Raw genomic sequence first — 17,510 nt, forward strand, 5'->3', positions numbered from 1 at the left:
CCCTCGACGGATCAGACCCTCACTATAGCGTAAACACCTCTGAGCGCAGTAAATTCCAGGTATCGCGATCACTCGCAATTAGTAGCCCACCGCCCCGGTGGCTCGGCAGATAGGCCGAGCCGTCGAACCGGGCCACATGGCCACCGGCCTCCTGCGAAATCAGCGTTCCGCCCAGGTGATCCCACGGCATCAGCTTGTTGAACATCACGAAGTGCGAGAAGCCGGTCGCGAATGTCCGGTAGTCGTGCCCGGCGACACGGTAGTTCGCCGCCACTTTGATTTTGGCGAGGTTGGCCAGCACCGTCGGCTTGCTCTCAGCCGGCAGGAAGGTGATCGACACGTGGCCGACCAGGTCGGCCAGCCCCGGCGCCGTCGCCACCTTGAGCCGCCATTGCGTGCCGTCCGGCCGCCGCTGCCAGGCGCCACCGCCCTGCTCCGCTAGCACCCAGTCGTCGCCCATCGGGTCGTAGATGATCCCGGCAATGGTCTCGCCATTCCGCACCACTGCAGCCATTGTCGCGAATAGCGGCAGCCCCGCCGCGAAGTTGGCCGTGCCGTCGACCGGATCGACGACGATGGCGAACTCGGCCTGATCCAGTTCGTCGAGCAGCGCCGGATTGGCCGCCACCGATTCCTCGCCGACGAACAGCGCCTCAGGCCAGGCTGCATCTACCGCGGCTTTGATCTGTCGTTCCGCCTGCTCATCCGCCTCGGTCACGAGGTCGATCGCATCGGTCTTCTGCCGCACCATCCCTGCGTCGAGGTGCCGGAAGCGCGGCAGAATTTCTGCCTTGGCCGCATCACGCAGGATGACGGCAAGGCGGTCGATATCAAAACTCGGCATGGTCACTCTCGGTGTTATCGGGGTCAGGCGCCGGAAGCGCCATCCTTCGGCGCGCCGCTGAGGCCAAGGAAGTCGAACAGCTTTGGGTCGAGCAAATGGCTCGGCCGCACATTGCCCAAGGCGCGGATCATGATGTCCTTGCGCCCCGGCATCCGCTTCTCGATGTCGTTGAGCATCGCCTTCATGGCGTTGCGCTCCAGCCCCTCCTGCGAGCCGCAGAGGTCGCAGGGAATAATCGGGAACGCCATGTGCTCGGCGAATTTCTCGAGGTCCGGCTCGGCGCAGTAGATCATCGGCCTCAGCACCTCGACGTCGCCATCGTCGTTCATCAGCCGCGGCGGCATCGCCGCGAGCTTGCCGCCATGGAACAGGTTCATGAAGAACGTCTCGAGGCTGTCCTCGCGGTGATGCCCCAGCACCAGCGCCGAGCACCCCTCTTCGCGCGCGATGCGATAGAGATTGCCACGCCGCAGTCGCGAGCAGAGCGAACAATAGGTCGCGCCCTGCGGCAGCGTGCTGGTCACCACCGAGTAGGTGTCCCGATACTCGATCCGGTGTGTGATGCCGTTCTGCGTCAGCCACTCCGGCAGGATGTGCTTGGGGAAGTTCGGCTGCCCCTGGTCGAGGTTGCAGGCGATCAGTTCCACCGGCAGCAGCCCGCGCCACTTCAAATCGAGCAGCAGCGCCAGCATGCCGTAGCTGTCCTTGCCGCCCGAAATGGCCACCAGCCACTTCTCGCCGGCCCGCGCCATGCCGAACTTCTCGATCGCCTCGCGCATATTGCGCACGAGCCGCTTCCTGAGCTTGTTGAACTCGACGCTGCGCGGCGCCGCGGCAAACAGCGGATGCGTGCCGGAGAGGTCCTCGGCATCTGCTTCGAGTACGGCTGGGCTGACGATCTGGTTCATGCCGCTGCTGTAGCAAACCCGGCGCCTTACCGGAAGCTTGCGGCAATTTTAACTCGCGGCAAGGTTCCACCGGATTTGTTGCCGGTCGCGGATTTAGTCAGTTAGATGACCCCGACCTCACGGAACCCCAAGGAGTCTCCCTTGTTCCGCTCATTTTTCCCCGAACCCAAGCTGTTCTTCTCATCGGCCGTGATCTGGATGGTCCTTGCCACCGTGATCTTCTTCGTCGCCGGTGGGCCGATACGTTCCGTAGTCGGCCTTGATCGTTTCCTGGCTCCGGCGATTTGCGCGCCGGCGCCAGCCGCGGCCGATTCCACAGCGCCCAGCAATGAAGCGCCGGCAACGCAGAGCGCTGCCAACCCTAACGCGCCGGCCGCGACCGACGGCAGCGCCCCTGTCGCCACACCGGCCAACTGCGTCGCCGAGGATACTAACTTCCTCAACGGCGCGAAGCTCTGGGAGTATCAGTTCGTCCTGATGGTCGCGATCGCGTTCTGCGTGTTCTGGTACTTCTACAAGCGCAACGAGTGGTACTGGTGGTCGGTCGTTTCGTCGACGGCGATCCTTCTGGTTCTCTATTTCAACGTCCAGGTCGATGCCTGGATCAACGATTGGTCCGGCACCTTTTTCAATATGGTGCAGCAGGCCCTCAGCCAGCCAAGATCGGTGGAGCCGGCCACGTTTTACGGTCAGGTATTCATCCTCTTCGCCGTGCTGATGCCGAACATCCTCGTTCTGGTGCTGCTCAATTTCTACACGTCGCACTACGTGTTCCGTTGGCGCAAGGCGATGAACTCCTACTACATGGCCTACTGGCCATCGATCCGCACTACCGAGGGCGCAGCACAGCGCGTCCAGGAAGACACGATGCGGTTTGCCGACACAGTGGAAGACCTCGGCACAAGCTTCTTCTCCTCACTCATCACGCTGGTGGTATTCCTGCCGCTGCTCTGGGGCTTCTCCCAGCACATCACCGAACTCCCGATTCTGGGTGCCGTGCCTGGTAGCCTCGTTTGGGTAGCATTGGTCGCCGCGGCCCTCGGTACCGCGATGCTGGCCCTCGTTGGCATCAAGCTTCCGGGCCTCAACTTCGCCAACCAGCGGGTCGAGGCTGCCTATCGTAAGGAGCTGGTCTATGGCGAGGACAACGCCGATCGCGCGGAGCCGGTAACGGCGCGGCAACTGTTCGCCAACGTGCAGAAGAACTATTTCCGGCTGTACTTCCACTACACCTACTTCAACCTGGCGCGGTACGCGTACCTTAACCTGGTCGGCTATGTACCCCTCCTCGCCATGTCGCCGTCCATCCTCGCCGGAACGCTGACATTGGGTCTCTACCAGCAGATTTCGACGGCGTTCAGCCAGGTCTCCTCGTCGTTCCAGTTCTTCGCTCGGGCCTGGACCACCATCGTGAATCTGCTGTCGGTCTACCAGCGCCTGCACCAGTTCGAGGGCTTCATCCCGAGCGATCAGGAACCCATCAAGGAATCCCTCTCCGGCGCGCCGGCTCAATAGCGGGGGGTATGCCGCCCAAGGGCGGCTTAACTGCCGCCCCAAAACAAAAGGGCCGCCCCATCGGGGCGGCCCTCTCCAATTCCGTGGTGTGTCGCGCGATTAGCGCGAGTAGAATTCCACCACCAGGTTCGGTTCCATCTGCACTGGGTACGGCACGTCCGACAAAGCCGGGACGCGGACGTAGACGGCGGTCTGCTTACCGTGATCGACTTCCACGTACTCGGGAACGTCGCGCTCGGCGAGCTGGTTGGCTTCGAGCACGATGCCGAGCTGCTTGGAGCGCTCGCGCACCTCAACCTTGTCGCCGACCTTGACCTGGTAGGACGGGATGTTGACGCGCTTGCCGTTGACCAGGATGTGGCCGTGCGACACGAACTGACGGGCCGCGAACACGGTCGGCACGAACTTGGCGCGGTAGACGATGGCGTCGAGACGGCTCTCGAGCAGGCCGATCAGGCGCTCGCCGGTGTCGCCCTTGACGCGCGAAGCTTCGGTGTAGAGCTTCTTGAAGGCCTTCTCGGTGATCGAACCGTAATAGCCCTTGAGCTTCTGCTTAGCGCGCAGCTGCAGACCGTAGTCGGAGGTCTTGCCCTTGCGGCGCTGGCCGTGCTGGCCGGGGCCATAGGCACGGTTGTTGAGCGGGGACTTCGGACGGCCCCACAGGTTTTCGCCAAGACGGCGGTCGATCTTGTGCTTAACTGAATCGCGCTTCGACATCGGAATCCTTTCATAGATCGTCGAAAGTGATTGCGCCCTCCTCTGCCCGTCCTTGCGGAACGGACCGACAGATTCTCTGAATTCAGGGAATCCCGGGTGCGCTCGAGGAGCCCGAGGGCTCGACAAGTGGGCGCGTGATAGAGGCGGAAGCCGCAGGAGTCAAGCGCCGCGGGCCATTCGGGCGTGCCGGCGGCGCTTCGGTCGCTTAGCGTTCCTTGCGGCGCGTCCTGCCTTCGAGTGGCCCGATTGCCTCGAGCAGGGCTTCGAGAAGCGGCTGCAACTCGGCGCTCGCGACGCCAGTGGCCGGCCCTTCCTCGTCGAGCATCGCGAGCGTCTGGTCTTCCCCGTTGCCCCCGCCCACCACCGGATAGGTCCAATGGTAGATCAGCGGCAGCCTGGCGTTGCTCTTTTTGTGCTTCAGGCGCACGACGATCGTGTCACCCGGTTTCACGTTGATCCCGGTGATGTCGATCACGCCGTTGGCGTCGATGCCGACACCATGCGGACTGACCGGGCTGTTGGGATCAATCCCGCCGATCCCGAGCACCTCGACGCTCGCGTCCGTCTGGTTGATATGCACGTCGGTCGCCGTTATGTTCGGCTGGTTGTTCTTGGGTGGTCTGCTGCCCAGCTTTTCCGGGCACTTGAGTTCGTAGTTGTCCGTGTGTTGAGGCATCCTTTCCTCCCTTGCATGCGGCCGGACGCTCCGGCCTGCAGGGTAGAATTAGCCCGCGCTCACTTGTTCGGCGCTTTAAGTTCTGGACTCAGATTATTTCAACTCGTGTCAACCCGTAGCGGGCTAAACCATTTTCCGGTCGAGGGTGCGCTGGTTTCTCAGCCCCGGGAACAGCCGGCTCCACAGCACCGCGATGGCGATCGAGCCGAAGCCGCCAATCACCACCGCTGGCACCGGCCCGATCAGATGTGCCACCGTGCCGGCACGGAACTCGCCCAGTTCGTTCGAGGCGCCGATAAACACCGAGTTCACGGCGTTCACCCGGCCGCGTACCTCTTCAGGGGTCCAGAGCTGCATGATGGTCTCGCGGATGGTGACGCTCACCATGTCGGAGGCGCCGACCAGTGCCAACGCCGGCACCGAGATCCAGACCGTGGTCGAAAAGCCGAACAGCACGGTGAAGGCGCCGAACAGCCCGACGAACAGGAACAACAGCTTCCCCGCATGGTCGCGGATCGGGAAGCGGGTCAGGAACAGCGCCATGGCGATGGCGCCGATGCCCGGCGCCGCGCGCAGGAACCCGAGCTCCTGCGGACCGGCATGGAGGATGTCCTTGGCATAGATCGGCAGCAGCGCCACGGCGCCGCCCATCAGCACGGCGAACATGTCGAGCGAAATCGCCCCCAGCACCACCTTGTTGGAAAAGATGTAGCGAAAGCCCGCCAGCATGGTCTCGAGGCTGGTCGCCTGGTGCGACTCCCGATGCTGCGGCTTCGAAATCATCAGCACCGAGCCCATGGCGATGACCAGCAGCACCGCGCCGGCACCGAAGGCCACCGACGGCGCGATGCCATAGAGCAACCCACCCACCGCCGGGCCTGCGATCGAGGCGAACTGCCAGGCCGACATATTGGTGGTGATGGCGTTGGCCAGCGCTTCCGGCGGCACGAGGTTGGGCGCCAGCGATTGCGCGGCGGGGCTCCAGAACGCCCGCGCCGTGCCCAGCACGACGAGAATGCCGAAGATCGGCCACACCTCGTGCGCCTCGGCATTGACGAAGGCCAGGAAGCCCAGCGCGCAGAGCAGTTCCACCCCGAGGCAGATCGCCATGATCATCCGCCGGTTGAAGCGATCGGCGGTGAGCCCGGTAATCAGGATCAGCACCAGCGCCGGCAGGAACAGCGACAGCCCCACCAACCCGAGCAGGAACGCCTCGCCGGTCACGTCGTAGATCTGCCAGGCGATCGACACCGACATGATCTGCACCGCAAAGCTGACCAGCAGGGTGGTCAGCCAGAAGAAGCGGAAGTTCCGGTAACTGAAGGCGAGCTTGGAGGGCTCGGCGGCGGGGGGAGAAGACATGGTGATGGGTGATGCCACGCGCACCGACAAGGCGTCAAAGCATACTTTGGGCGTTGTTCGGCTGCCCGGAGGTCAGTCCTCGGACTTCGCCGCCTTTGCCGCCTCGGCCTCTCGCGCCTTCCGCCCCTGCCGCAGATGCGCCCGGTCGATCGACGAAATCACGCCGCGCAGCGTCCGGATTTCCTGGGTCGAGAGTTGCGCCCGGGCAAATGCGGCGCGCAGGTTATCCACCATGGTCGGTCGCTTGTCCTCGGTCTTGAAGAAGCCGGTACGATCCAGCGTTTCCTCGAGATGCAGAAACAGCCCGATCAGTTCCTCGCGCGGTGCGGTCGGGTCGAGCCCGCCGCTGAACGGCAGCACCTCGCCCTTGTCCGCCTGCTGGCGCCACTCATACGCCATCAGCAGCACCGCCTGCGCGATGTTGAGCGAGGCAAACGCCGCCTCGACCGGGAAGGTTACGATGGCGTCGGCGAGCGCCACTTCCTCGTTATAGAGGCCCCATTTCTCCCGCCCGAACAGCAGCCCGGCCTTCTCGCCGCCGGCGATGTGCGAAATCATCCGCTGCGCCCCTTCCTCGGGGCCATAGACCGGCTTCTGCATATCGCGCCGTCGGGCGGTGGTGGCGAACACCAGTTGCAGGTCGGCAATCGCCTCTTCGACCGTCGCGAACACGCGCACCTTGTCGATGACGTGGTCGGCCCGCGATGCCGCGGCGATGGCCCGCTCGTTCGGCCACGGGTCACGCGGGTTGACGATCCTGAGGTCCCACAGCCCGAAATTCGCCATTGCCCGCGCCGCCGTACCGATATTCTCGCCCAGTTGCGGTTCGCACAGGATGATCGCCGGGCTTGGCCGGAAGGTGAACTCCTGCGATTTATCGGTTCCGGCCATCGGCCCTGACATCCTTTCAGTGCATCGGCGGGCGTTCCGATCCATCGAGGTCTGAGACCACCACCTGGTCGCGCCCTGCCCGCTTGGCCTCATACATCGCGCGGTCGGCGAGCGAAACCATTTCGGAGAGCCCGCCGCTGCTTGCGACGTCGAATGCCACCCCGATACTGACGGTGATCCGCTGCAGGTTGCCGCTTTCCAGTACCACCGCGAGGTTGGCGACGGCCTTGCGCATCCGCTCCGCCACCGCCTGGGCTTCGCGCCGCGTCACCCGCGGCAGCACCAGCGCAAACTCCTCTCCGCCGATCCGGCCGAACAGATCGCCCTGTCGGATGGCGGTGCGGATCGCCGCTGCCACCGCCACCAGCACCCGATCCCCGGAGGGGTGGCCGTGCACGTCGTTGATCTGCTTGAAATGGTCGGCATCGAGCACCAGCACCGCGACCGCCGCCTGTTCTTCAAGCAGTTGCGACAGCAGCCGGATCCCTTCGTCCATAAAGGTGCTGCGGGTCAGCGCATCGGTCAGTGAATCGTGGCGCGCCAGCCGTTCCAGTTGCTCGATCCGGCGGCGGCGTTCCGCATTGACGCTGGCGATCACCATCGGCCCCAACGCCACCAGTGCCACGGCCATGTGTACTGCGGTGATCGCATCGCCCGTCACATCGGCGCCGAGCCCCAGGTCGAACAGTCCGAGCTTGATGCCGATCATCGCCAGCCCGGAGTAGATCATCACCAGCACCGCCGTGGCAGCCAGCGGCAGCGCCAGCGCGCACCAGATCAGCGCCGGCACCGGAAACACGATGGCGACCGGATGCGCCACCAGCAGCGACAAACCGATCGCCGCGCCAAGCACCACAACCGGCAGCAGCAGCCTCCACGCCCGGCCTGCCCGCAGCTTGGGCAGCGGCAGCCACTTCGATGGCGGCGGCACCGTCAGCAGCACCGGCAGGAACGCCAGATAGTTCACCAGCTCGGCTGCGAACCATCCGGCCCACGCCTCGAAATAGCTGAGGCCGGTGATCTCGCTCAGCGCCACCCCGCCGACAATGCCGGCGGCCGCCGACGCGGCGCATGCCATCAGCAGCAGCGAGATCACGCCCTGCGGTCGCGACAGCGCCCGGTCTTCCGGCTCGAGCGAACCGAACAGCAGCATGAAGGCGAGCACGCCCAGCAGGTTGCCGCCGGTCAGCACCAGGGCGAGGCGCAGGCTGTCGCCTATCACCACTGCCGCCGCGAGGTATCCGGCGGCGGCGCCGAGAATCACCGGCAACGTGCGCAGCCGTTGCGAGCGCACCAGCACACCGGCGAGCACCGCGTTGGCGGGCCAGAATGCCGCAAGGAACCCGATCGGTCGCGACAGGCTACCGGCGATGGCGGCAAGGAAGATGAGGGTGGCGACGATCAGCACGTCGCGGGCGTGAAACGATAGAAAGCTGGGGGTGCGGCTGCCCCCGGCCGCGGGCGTCAAGTCCATGGGGTCCTCTATGCGTGCGTCCATTCGCGACATCGCGCCGAACGCCTGACCCCTCAATCAGCATTCTGCCGAAACGCGATGCCTCAGCAGCAACAAGTAGACCACGCGGCCTGGCAGGCGTCAGGCAGTTTGCATGCCAGCCATGCGGCTTTACCAAGTCGACGCCCAGCCGCCTTGGCTCTACCATAACGCGCGCGTGAAATCAGGCCACCATGTGGTGGCTCAGTTCCTTCACCTTGCTGCCGCGCAGCCATTCGCGATCGAGAATGGCGAAATGCAGCTCCTCGTCCCATTCGCCCTGGAACAGCGCATGCTCACGGAAATGCGCCTCGAGCCGCATGCCGATATCCTTTAGCAGCTTGGCCGAAGCCTGGTTCCGCCCCGAGCACCGGGCATAGATCCGGTGCAGCCCGAGCTCGTTGAAGCCGAGATCCAGCATGGCGCGGACCGATTCCCGCGCATAGCCCTGCCGCCGCTGGGCGGGGCTTAGAATGAAGCGCAACTCGGCCTGCCCCGCCGTTGCGTCGGTCCAGCGCAACGAAATCTGCCCGATCAGCATATCGTCGGCCTTGCGTACTACTGCCAGGGTCAGCGCATCGCCCGGCCGGGTCAGCCGGTGCTGCGCACACATCGCATCGAGGGCGGCTTTCACCTCCACCCGGTCGCGCGCTTTCCAGTCGAGGTAACGTTGCACCTCGGGCAAGGCATGGTACGCCATGACGGCGTCCAGGTCGGATTTGTGGAAGTTCCTGAGAGTAAGTCTCTCTGTCTCAATCGGAAAGTCAGGCATCGCCATCTCCGCTCCTCCCCTCATGGTGCTGCTTACTCCAGCAACGCGACGGGTTGATGGCGGTTCCGCCTTAGTCGTTGAAATATCTTGCCAAATCCACTCGGTCGAGCGGGAATAGCCAAGTCCTTGGCAGGACTTAGCGCTCGGCGCGGTGGTGCCATTCGCCTTCGAGCAGGGCGTAGACGAACTCCTCGTCCCAGGCGCCCTTGAACAGCGCATGCTCGCGGAAATGCGCTTCCCGCCGCATGCCCAGCCGCTCCATCACCTTCCACGATCCGGCGTTGCGGGCGTCGCAGCGCGCGTAGATCCGATGCATCCCGGCGCCCTCGAATCCCATCTGCAGCAGCATGCGGGCCGCCTCGGTGGCATAGCCTCGCCCATGGAACTCGGGGTGGAAAATGTAACCGATCTCGGCCTGCCGCGCCGGCCCGTCGCGCAGGATCAGCGACACCTCGCCGATGACTCGCGGCGACGCCTTGAGCTCGGCCGCGAGGAAGACCTTGTCTCCCTCGTTGGTGAGCTCGTACTGCCCGATCCGCTGCTGCACCACTTCGGTGACGCTCTCGTGACTCATCGGGCCGTCGAACAGATACTGCGCCACATCCTCGCGCTGCCGGTACGCGAACACCGCGTCGACATCGCCGCGCGTGAACGGGCGCAGCCGCAGCCGCTCGGTTTCGATCGGATAGTGAGGCGCGTAGACCATGGCGTTCGTCTAAAGCCAGCGCCATCGGCGATCAAGCAGACGACTTGCGGATGGCAAATCCTCGGTGTCAGCATGCGCGCATGACCGCGAACGCCAAACCCGAGATCGAGCTCCGCGCCAACTGCGCCTGCGGCGAGGTTACGCTGTCGGTAGCGGGCCGCATCCGTTCGATGTTCATGTGCTCATGCGAGGATTGCCAGCGCGCCACCGGCACCGGGCATTCCACCGTCGCCCTGGCCCGCCCCGCCGACGTCACCGTCACCGGCCCTACCGCCAGCTTCGCCCGGCCCGCCCATTCCGGCGCTACGCTGACCCGCTGGTTCTGCCCCGCCTGCGGCACGCCGCTTTACGCCCAGTCGAGCCGCGCCCCAGACCTCTTGATGCTGCCGGTCGGCCTCTTCGGTTCCAGCGCCGATTGGTTCGCACCCAACCAGCTGATCTTCGCCCGCAGCCATCACGAGTGGGACGCCCTGCCCGATGGCCTCCCGCAGCACGACACCTACCGCGATCCGGAGACACCCCGATGAGCAGCGCCTCCGACACCATGGGCGACCGCCTTCGGCCGCTGCTGCCCGCCGGCCTCATCGAAAAGAAGATGTTCGGCGGCCTCGGCTTCATGCTCGGGGGCAACATGGCCATCGGCACCACCGCCAAGGGCGAGCTGCTGGTCCGCATCGATCCCGGAAAGCAGGCCGAGGCGCTCGCCATGCCCGGTGCCTACCAGATGCACATGGGCGCCCGCCCGATGACCGGCTTCATCGCGGTAGCGGCCGGCGGCACGCCCGACGACGCGGCGCTCAGCCGCTGGATCGCCTACGCCCTCAGCTATGCCAAAACCCTTCCCCCCAAATAGGCCCCTGCCCCCGAAATGAAGTCCGCTTCCACCACCATGACGCACCTCGCCGAGCGCATCCGTGACATCCTCGACGGCGACCCGCGCATCACCGAAAAGACCATGTTCGGCGGGCTCACCTTCCTGCTCAACGGCCGCATCCTGGTCGGCTGCAAGAAAGATGGGCGCATCCTGCTCAGCGTCGGCAAGGACAATAACGAGGCCGCCCTTGCTCGCCCCGGCGCCACCCAGATGATCCACGGCGACAAGGCGATGCGCGGCTTCATCTGGGTCGATGCCGAAGCGATCGAGGAAGACGACCACCTGCGCGACTGGGTCGAAACCGCCGAGCGCTGGGTCGCCGCCATGCCACCGAAATAGAGAGCCGCCGCGGGCCCCTTCAGAAGGTTCAGCCCCCGAGCTTGCCCTCAGTGCCGTAGACCTCCAGCGCACGTTCTCGCGTCAGATAGCCATCGCGGATATCGCGGGCGATCGCGTCGTTGCTGCGATCCCTGGGATCGCCATAGCCGCCACCATTGGCGGTGACGATGCGGATCACGTCGCCGGTGTTCACCACCACGTTCGTTGCGAACGCATAGCGCTCACTGCGTCCATCGGTGCGGCGCAACTCGACATAGTTGAGCGAGCCGTCGAGGCCGCCGGCGACGCCCCATGGGGGTATGGTGGAGCGGGTATAGCCGAGCGACAGGAAGTTGTTGTCGCCACGCACCCGGTAATGCACCTCGATGCCCTTGCCGCCACGCCACTGCCCCTCGCCGCCAGGCTCGGCATTGAGCGCCACCTGGTCGACGAACATGCCATAGCGGGCTTCGGCGATCTCGGCCGGGCAGTTAAAGGTTTCGCCGTGGAAGCCGGAGAACTGTCCCGAATTGCCGTCATTGCCGTCCCAGCCGCCCCAGCCACCCACCTGTGGCTCGACGATGGTGTAATGGCGGCCGGTATCGGGGTGCTTGCCGCCCATCACGGTGCCGCAGATCGAGGCGAAGTTGCCGGCCGGCACGATGCCGCCGAAATGGTGCGCCAGCGCCCTGAGCGTCATGTCGAACAAGCGGATCTCGACCTCGGAATAGTAGCCGAGCGCGCCCGGTTCGACGACGTGGAAGATGGTGCCGGGCTCGGTGATCACCTCGAGCGGACGGAAGCAGCCGCCATTGCCCGGGCCGTCCGGATCGGTGAAATCCTTGAAGGCCAGCTGCAGGGCGATCTCGGAGCCCTCGCGTGAGGAGTTCTTGGAGCCCGATTGCTTGGGGTTACCGCGCAGGTCGACGGTGAACTTTTCCGGCGTGATGACGAGGCGAACATTATGCACCGCGCCGTCGTCCTGGGTTTCCGAATAGTCGTAGGTGCCGGCCGGCATCTGCCCGAGCGCCGCCAGCGCCCGGCGCTCGCCCAGGTCCATGTAGTCAGCCACAGCGGCGAGGTAGGTATCGGCGCCGTATTTGGCGAGCAGTTCCTGCACGCGGCGCTCACCGATGCGCAGCCCCGCAATGCCGGCCCACAGGTCGCCCTTGAGGAAATCGGGCAGCCGGGTGTTGACGTAGAGGATGTCGAACACCGCCTGGTTCGCGACGCCCTGGTCGAACAGCTTGACCGCCGGGATGCGCACGCCTTCCTGAAAAATCTCGGTGGCGTCGGCCGACATCGAACCGGGGACGTTCCCGCCCACATCGTTCCAGTGTGCGATGTTGGCGACCCAGGCGACGATCCGGTCGCCTGAAAACACCGGCGAGGTCAGCACCATGTCGTTGAGATGCGTTACGCCGCCGTAATAGGGGTCGTTGGAAGCATAGAGGTCGCCCGGCCGGACGCTCTCCAGCGGAAACTTCTTGAGGATACCTTTGACCGCCTTGTCGAGCACGCCGATGAAGGCCGGAATGCCGGCGCCGGCCGCGGCGATATCGCCGACTGGATCGAGGATCGACGACGAGAGGTCGAGCACTTCGTAGATGATGGCCGACATCGACGCCTTGCGCTGCGCCACGAACATTTCGTCGGCGATCGCTTCGAGGGCGTTCTGGATGATGTCAAAGGTGACGGGGTCGTGCTTGCTCATGTCGCTTCAGCCCTCAATCGCGATGTGGATGTTGCCGTAGTCGTCGATGCTGACACGGTTGCCCGGCTGGATGACCACCGTGGTGCCCGGATCCTCGATCACCGCCGGGCCGGCAAAGCTCATGCCGGGCTCAAGCCTCGTGCCGTCGTAAATGGTGGCCTCATGGACGCCGTCGGTCGCGTAGTCGACGTCGCGGCGGCCCTTGATCGCGGCCTCGAGGCTGGCGCCGGTCCGCTCCAGTCTGGTGATCTCGAGCTTGCCGACCTCCGAGGCCGCCACCAGGTGCAGCCCGATGATCTCGACGCCGGCGTCGAGCCGATAGGTGTATTCGCGCTCATAGGCATCGTGGAAGTTGGCGATCAGTTCGGCCATGGAGACCGGGCTCGGCTCGCCCGCCGGCAGCGGCACTTCGACGGCGAACTCCTGGTTCTGGTAGCGCACGCGGACGAGACCGGTGATGCTCACCTTGTCGGCCGGCACGTTGCCGCGCGCGAAATCCGCGATGGCACGTTCGCGGGTGCGGCTCAGCAGGCCAGACAGGCTCTGGTGGTCGTCAGCATCCATCAGCTGGGTGACGAAATAATCGCGCCTGAGGTCCGACATCAGCATGCCCCAGGCCGAGAACACCGAAGCGCCACGCGGCACCACGACCTTCTTGACGCCCAGTTCCTTGCCAAGCTCGGCGCCATGCATCGGACCGCCACCGCCAAACACCACCATGGTGAAATCGCGCGGATCGTACCCGCGGTTTACCGACACCAGCTTCAGCGCGTTGACCATGTTCGAATTGGCGATGCGCACGATGCCGCGCGCCACCTCGATATTGCTCATCTTGAGCTTGCCGCCGAGCTCGGCCAGCGCGCCGTTCAGCGCCTCCATGTCGGCGACGACGTTGCCGCCGACGAAGTAGTCCTTGTTGATGCGGCCGAGCGCCAGGTTGGCGTCGGTGGTGGTGGCGTTCACGCCGCCGCGGCCATAGGCGGCCGGGCCCGGCACCGCGCCGGCGGAGCGGGGGCCGACATGCAGCTTGTCGAACTCGTCGACCCAGGCGATGGAGCCGCCGCCATTGCCGATCTCGACCAGGTCGACCACCGGCACCATGATCGGGTAGCCGGCCGACTTGCGGTCGCGCTCGATCCAGTAGTCGGTCTTGATGGTGACATGGCCGCCCTTGATCAGCGAGCATTTGGCGGTGGTGCCGCCGATATCGAGCGCCAGCACGTCGGGCTCGCCGATAATGCGGCCGAGCTCGGCCGCACCCCAGAAGCCCGAGGCCGGGCCGGATTCGACCATGGTGATCGGTGTCTGCTTGATCGAGTCCACGGTATCAACGCCGCAGTTGGACTGCATGACATAGAGCCCGCCGGCATAGCCCTGGTCGCGAAGGCCCGTTTCCAGCCGCTCGAGATAGCGTTGCGCCGCCGGCTGCACATAGGCCGACAGGATCGTCGTCGAGGTGCGCTCGTATTCACGCCATTCGCGGGTGATCTGGTGCGAGGCGACGGCGATCACCTCCGGCCACAGCCGGCGCAGCTCGGCCAGCGCCGCCTCTTCATGTGACGGATTGGCATAGGCGTGGATAAAGCAGATGGCGACGGCCGTAACGCCATCGGCCTTGAAGTCGGCAACGATCGGCGCGAGGTCTGCCAGGTCGAGCGGTACCTGCTCGTTGCCATGGAAATCGATGCGGCCGGCGAGCTCCCGGCGCAGGTAACGCGCGACGAAGGGTTCGGGCTTCTTGTACTTGAGGTTGAAGAAATCCGGGCGGTTGCCGCGGCCGATTTCCAAGACGTCGCGGAACCCTCTCGTGGTGATCAGGCCAACCTTGGCGCCTTTGCGCTCGGTCAGCGAGTTGATCACCACGGTGGTGCCATGAGCGAGGAAATCGAGGCTATCGAGCGCGACGCCCGCCTTGGCCAGCACATCGAGCACGCCCTTCTCGAACTCGGGCGGAGTGGTGTCCGACTTTTCGGTGCGCACGCTCTGCGCGCCAGTGCGCGTGTCGGTTTCGAAGTACACGAGGTCGGTGAACGTGCCGCCGACATCGGTGGCCACGCGGGTAATCTTGTCGGACATATCTCAGTCTCTCGTTTGCGCGCCGCGGTCGGGGGCCGACGGCGCAGTATCCTGGGGGTGGCGCACGCTCATCGCTTGTTGCCGGTCGCGGCGAGCGCGACGGCGAGCACGATGATCACACCGGTGGTCAGGTCCTTGAAGAACGGGTTCACGTTGAGGATGTTGAAGCCGTTGCCGATCAGCGCCATCAGCAGCACGCCGGCCATCGAGCGCCAGATGGCGCCGGCGCCGCCCATGATCGAGGTGCCGCCCAGGATCACCGCTGCGATCGCCTCGAACTCGTAGCCGGTGCCGGCCTGCGGCTCGCCCATGGAGAGGCGCGACACGGTGATCACTCCGGCCAGGCCCGCTGCGCCACCGGAAACCGCGAAGGTGATGATCTTGACCAGGTTGGTGCGGATGCCCGAAAGCAGCGCCGCTTCCTCGTTGCCGCCCACCGCGAAGATGGCGCGGCCCAGCGTCGTGCGGTTGAGCATGAACATCATCAGCGCCATGAACGCCAGCATCACCAGCACGGCGACATTGACCAGGTCGAGCTTGGCGCGGCCGAGCCAGGCAAATTCCTCGACCCGCACCGGGATCAGCTTGCCGTTGGTGATGAGGATGGCCATGCCGCGATAGACGAGGCTGGTTGCCAGCGTCACGAGAAACGAGTGGACGTTGAAGGCGGTGATGATGATGCCGTTGATCGAGCCCAGCAGGAGCCCGATCAGCGGCGCCGCGATGATGGCCACCAGCGGGTCGACATTGACGGCGAGATACGCCGCACTCACTGAGGCGACGCCGAAAATGGCGCCGGTGGAGAGATCGAACCCGCCGCCGATGATCACCAGGGTGAGCGCGCAGGCGATGATGAACAGCGGCGTCGACTGGTTGAGGATGTTGAACAGGTTCCGCGGCGTCAGGAACGACGGCGACAGCATGGTGAGAGCGAGCAGCATCACCGCGATGATGATAAGCACACCATACTGGCGCACGAAGTCGCCGATATCGAAGCGCCGGCGCACGGCGCTGGGTGTCTTGGTGAGGGTGGTGTCGGCCATCAGCTGGCAGCCTCCTGGCGATTGCGTTGGCTGTTCTGTTCGAGAAAGACGCGGGTCAGCGCCGCCTCCACCGTCAGCGCGGCGGCGGGCTCCTCGGCGAAGATCCGACCTTCGCTGAGCAGGTAGCAGCGATGGGAGAGGTTGATGACTTCCTCGAGCTCGGATGAAATCAGCAGCACGCCGACACCCTGCCTCGCCATCTCGACGATGAAATCGTGAATGCGCCGCCGCGCGCCGATATCGACGCCACGCGAGGGCTCGTCGAGGATCAGCAGCTTGGGCTTGGCAACCGCCCATTTGGACAGCAGCACTTTCTGCTGGTTGCCGCCCGAATAGCGGGCCACCCGGCCGTCGATCGCGCCCGGCACGATGCCGAAATGACCGATCATCTCGCGCGTCTGCCTGATCTCGGCGCCGCGGTCGAGGATGCCGAAGCGGCTGATCCGGCCGAGCGTGCCAAGGCTTATGTTGAAGCGGGTTGGCTGCGTCAGCACCAGGCCTTGTTTGCGCCGGTCCTCCGGCACCAGCGCCACACCGGCGGCGATGGCGTCGTGGACCGTGAAGCGGCCGCGCACCGGCGCGCCCTCGATCAGATACTCGCCGCCGGTGATCCGATCGGCGCCGAATAGGGCGCGCGCCACCTCGGTGCGGCCCGAGCCGACCAGGCCGACCAGCCCGACGATCTCGCCCGGGCGGATAACGAGGGAAACATCGGAGAGCCCCGTGCCGGTGCTGACCCCGCGCAGCTCGGCTATCGGCGGCAGCGTTTCGGCCGGGGCGGCGGGCAGCGCCGGCCAGAGGATTTCGGCCGCCTGCCCGAGCATGGAATCGACCAGCGTCTGTTTGGTCTCGCCCGTCATCGGCGAGGTACGCACCACCTTGCCGTCGCGCATGATGGTGACGTTGTCGCAATTGGCCAGGATGTGGTCGAGGAAGTGGCTGACATAGATCACAGTCTTGCCCTGCCCCTTCAGCCGCCGGATCACCTCATGCAGGCGGTCGGCCTCGTCCTCCGTCAGCGACGAAGTCGGCTCGTCCATGATGATGACCTGCGCATCGCGGGCGATGGCGCGCATGATCTCGACCTTCTGGCGCTCGGCGATGCGTAGCGTCGCCACCTTGGCGAGCGGATCGATGCCGAAATCGCAGGCCTTCTCCAACGCTGCGAAACGGGCGGTGTCGCCGCCGACGAGGATGCCGGCGCGCTGGCTCTCGCGGCCGAGAAACACGTTCTGCACCACGTTGAGCTCGGGCGCGAGCTGCAGCTCCTGGTGGATCATGGCGACGCCAAGACCCAACGCGTCGCGCGGCGAAAAGCGCGCCACCCGGGCGCCCAGGATTTCAACCTCCCCCTCGTCCGGCATGTAATAGCCACCGATGATCTTGCCGAGGCTCGATTTGCCGGCGCCATTCTCGCCGACCAGCGCGTGCACGGTGCCCGCGGCGATCTCGACGTCGATGCCCTCGAGGATGCGCGTCCCGCCAAAGCTCTTGGCGACTCCGCGCACCCGAACGGCGATGCTTGGCGTGGTCATGGGCGTCTCCAGAACGGCTCGATGCAGGTGGCCGGGGACGCTTGCGCCCCCGACAGGAATGTCGCCG

At 65.2% G+C, this 17,510-nt stretch carries 17 protein-coding genes; 4 read left to right on the plus strand and 13 right to left on the minus strand.

Annotated features, from left to right (window positions below):
- Nucleotides 1-22: 22 nt before the first annotated feature.
- Nucleotides 23-844 carry an inositol monophosphatase family protein gene (locus ASC89_RS17980; RefSeq protein ID WP_056000296.1) on the minus strand — a complete coding sequence of 274 codons (822 nt, stop codon included), beginning with the start codon at nt 842-844 and terminating at the stop codon, nt 23-25.
- Nucleotides 845-867: 23 nt separating this feature from the next.
- On the minus strand, nt 868-1,752 hold the full coding sequence (gene ttcA / locus ASC89_RS17985) for a tRNA 2-thiocytidine(32) synthetase TtcA (RefSeq protein WP_055882193.1): 885 nt from the start codon (nt 1,750-1,752) through the stop codon (nt 868-870).
- Nucleotides 1,753-1,893: 141 nt separating this feature from the next.
- On the opposite strand from ttcA, the gene ASC89_RS17990 reads away from it, so the two are divergent.
- The gene (locus ASC89_RS17990; RefSeq protein ID WP_056000299.1) at nt 1,894-3,267 is read left to right on the plus strand and encodes a peptide transporter; all 1,374 of its coding nucleotides are present in this window, start codon (nt 1,894-1,896) and stop codon (nt 3,265-3,267) included.
- 99 nt (nt 3,268-3,366) lie between these two features.
- Here the strand turns inward: ASC89_RS17990 and rpsD are convergent, their stop codons facing one another.
- The 7 genes from rpsD to ASC89_RS18025 all read right to left on the minus strand — a co-directional run bounded on the left by rpsD (nt 3,367) and on the right by ASC89_RS18025 (nt 9,883).
- On the minus strand, nt 3,367-3,984 hold the full coding sequence (gene rpsD / locus ASC89_RS17995; RefSeq protein WP_055882197.1) for a 30S ribosomal protein S4: 618 nt from the start codon (nt 3,982-3,984) through the stop codon (nt 3,367-3,369).
- 205 nt (nt 3,985-4,189) lie between these two features.
- Nucleotides 4,190-4,660, minus strand: coding sequence for a hypothetical protein (locus tag ASC89_RS18000; protein WP_056000303.1), 471 nt, complete (start codon nt 4,658-4,660; stop codon nt 4,190-4,192).
- Between the two features lie 123 nt (nt 4,661-4,783).
- Nucleotides 4,784-6,022, minus strand: coding sequence for an MFS transporter (locus tag ASC89_RS18005; RefSeq protein WP_056000306.1), 1,239 nt, complete (start codon nt 6,020-6,022; stop codon nt 4,784-4,786).
- Nucleotides 6,023-6,094: 72 nt separating this feature from the next.
- On the minus strand, nt 6,095-6,913 hold the full coding sequence (locus ASC89_RS18010) for an RNA methyltransferase (RefSeq protein ID WP_055882201.1): 819 nt from the start codon (nt 6,911-6,913) through the stop codon (nt 6,095-6,097).
- Nucleotides 6,914-6,929: 16 nt separating this feature from the next.
- Nucleotides 6,930-8,387, minus strand: coding sequence for a GGDEF domain-containing protein (locus ASC89_RS18015; protein ID WP_056000312.1), 1,458 nt, complete (start codon nt 8,385-8,387; stop codon nt 6,930-6,932).
- 202 nt (nt 8,388-8,589) lie between these two features.
- Nucleotides 8,590-9,396, minus strand: coding sequence for a GNAT family N-acetyltransferase (locus ASC89_RS28205; RefSeq protein ID WP_082528251.1), 807 nt, complete (start codon nt 9,394-9,396; stop codon nt 8,590-8,592).
- Complete coding sequence (locus ASC89_RS18025; RefSeq protein ID WP_056000315.1) at nt 9,314-9,883, minus strand: GNAT family N-acetyltransferase; 570 nt, start codon at nt 9,881-9,883, stop codon at nt 9,314-9,316. Before ASC89_RS18025 ends, ASC89_RS28205 begins: the two co-directional genes overlap by 83 nt.
- An 80-nt stretch (nt 9,884-9,963) precedes the next feature.
- On the opposite strand from ASC89_RS18025, the gene ASC89_RS18030 reads away from it, so the two are divergent.
- From ASC89_RS18030 to ASC89_RS18040, 3 genes are read left to right on the plus strand one after another with little or no spacing between them, the layout of a single operon-like run.
- Nucleotides 9,964-10,410 carry a GFA family protein gene (locus ASC89_RS18030; RefSeq protein ID WP_056000318.1) on the plus strand — a complete coding sequence of 149 codons (447 nt, stop codon included), beginning with the start codon at nt 9,964-9,966 and terminating at the stop codon, nt 10,408-10,410.
- A complete protein-coding gene (locus tag ASC89_RS18035) occupies nt 10,407-10,736 on the plus strand; it encodes a TfoX/Sxy family protein (RefSeq protein ID WP_056000320.1) in 330 nt (109 codons plus the stop codon). The genes ASC89_RS18030 and ASC89_RS18035 overlap by 4 nt, the downstream gene beginning before the upstream one ends.
- A gap of 15 nt (nt 10,737-10,751) precedes the next feature.
- On the plus strand, nt 10,752-11,096 hold the full coding sequence (locus ASC89_RS18040; protein WP_056000323.1) for a TfoX/Sxy family protein: 345 nt from the start codon (nt 10,752-10,754) through the stop codon (nt 11,094-11,096).
- A 28-nt stretch (nt 11,097-11,124) separates the two neighbouring features.
- Here the strand turns inward: ASC89_RS18040 and ASC89_RS18045 are convergent, their stop codons facing one another.
- The 4 genes from ASC89_RS18045 to ASC89_RS18060 form a co-directional block, all read right to left on the minus strand.
- Nucleotides 11,125-12,789 carry a hydantoinase B/oxoprolinase family protein gene (locus tag ASC89_RS18045; protein ID WP_056000326.1) on the minus strand — a complete coding sequence of 555 codons (1,665 nt, stop codon included), beginning with the start codon at nt 12,787-12,789 and terminating at the stop codon, nt 11,125-11,127.
- A 6-nt stretch (nt 12,790-12,795) separates the two neighbouring features.
- Entirely contained in the window at nt 12,796-14,865 is a 2,070-nt protein-coding gene (locus ASC89_RS18050) for a hydantoinase/oxoprolinase family protein (protein ID WP_056000333.1), read from the minus strand.
- A gap of 68 nt (nt 14,866-14,933) precedes the next feature.
- Nucleotides 14,934-15,908 carry an ABC transporter permease gene (locus ASC89_RS18055; RefSeq protein ID WP_055882228.1) on the minus strand — a complete coding sequence of 325 codons (975 nt, stop codon included), beginning with the start codon at nt 15,906-15,908 and terminating at the stop codon, nt 14,934-14,936.
- Nucleotides 15,908-17,443 carry a sugar ABC transporter ATP-binding protein gene (locus ASC89_RS18060; protein WP_056000336.1) on the minus strand — a complete coding sequence of 512 codons (1,536 nt, stop codon included), beginning with the start codon at nt 17,441-17,443 and terminating at the stop codon, nt 15,908-15,910. Before ASC89_RS18060 ends, ASC89_RS18055 begins: the two co-directional genes overlap by 1 nt.
- Nucleotides 17,444-17,510 lie beyond the last annotated feature (67 nt).

This window comes from Devosia sp. Root413D1, assembly GCF_001425235.1.
In the GTDB taxonomy this organism is placed as follows: Bacteria; Pseudomonadota; Alphaproteobacteria; order Rhizobiales; family Devosiaceae; genus Devosia_A.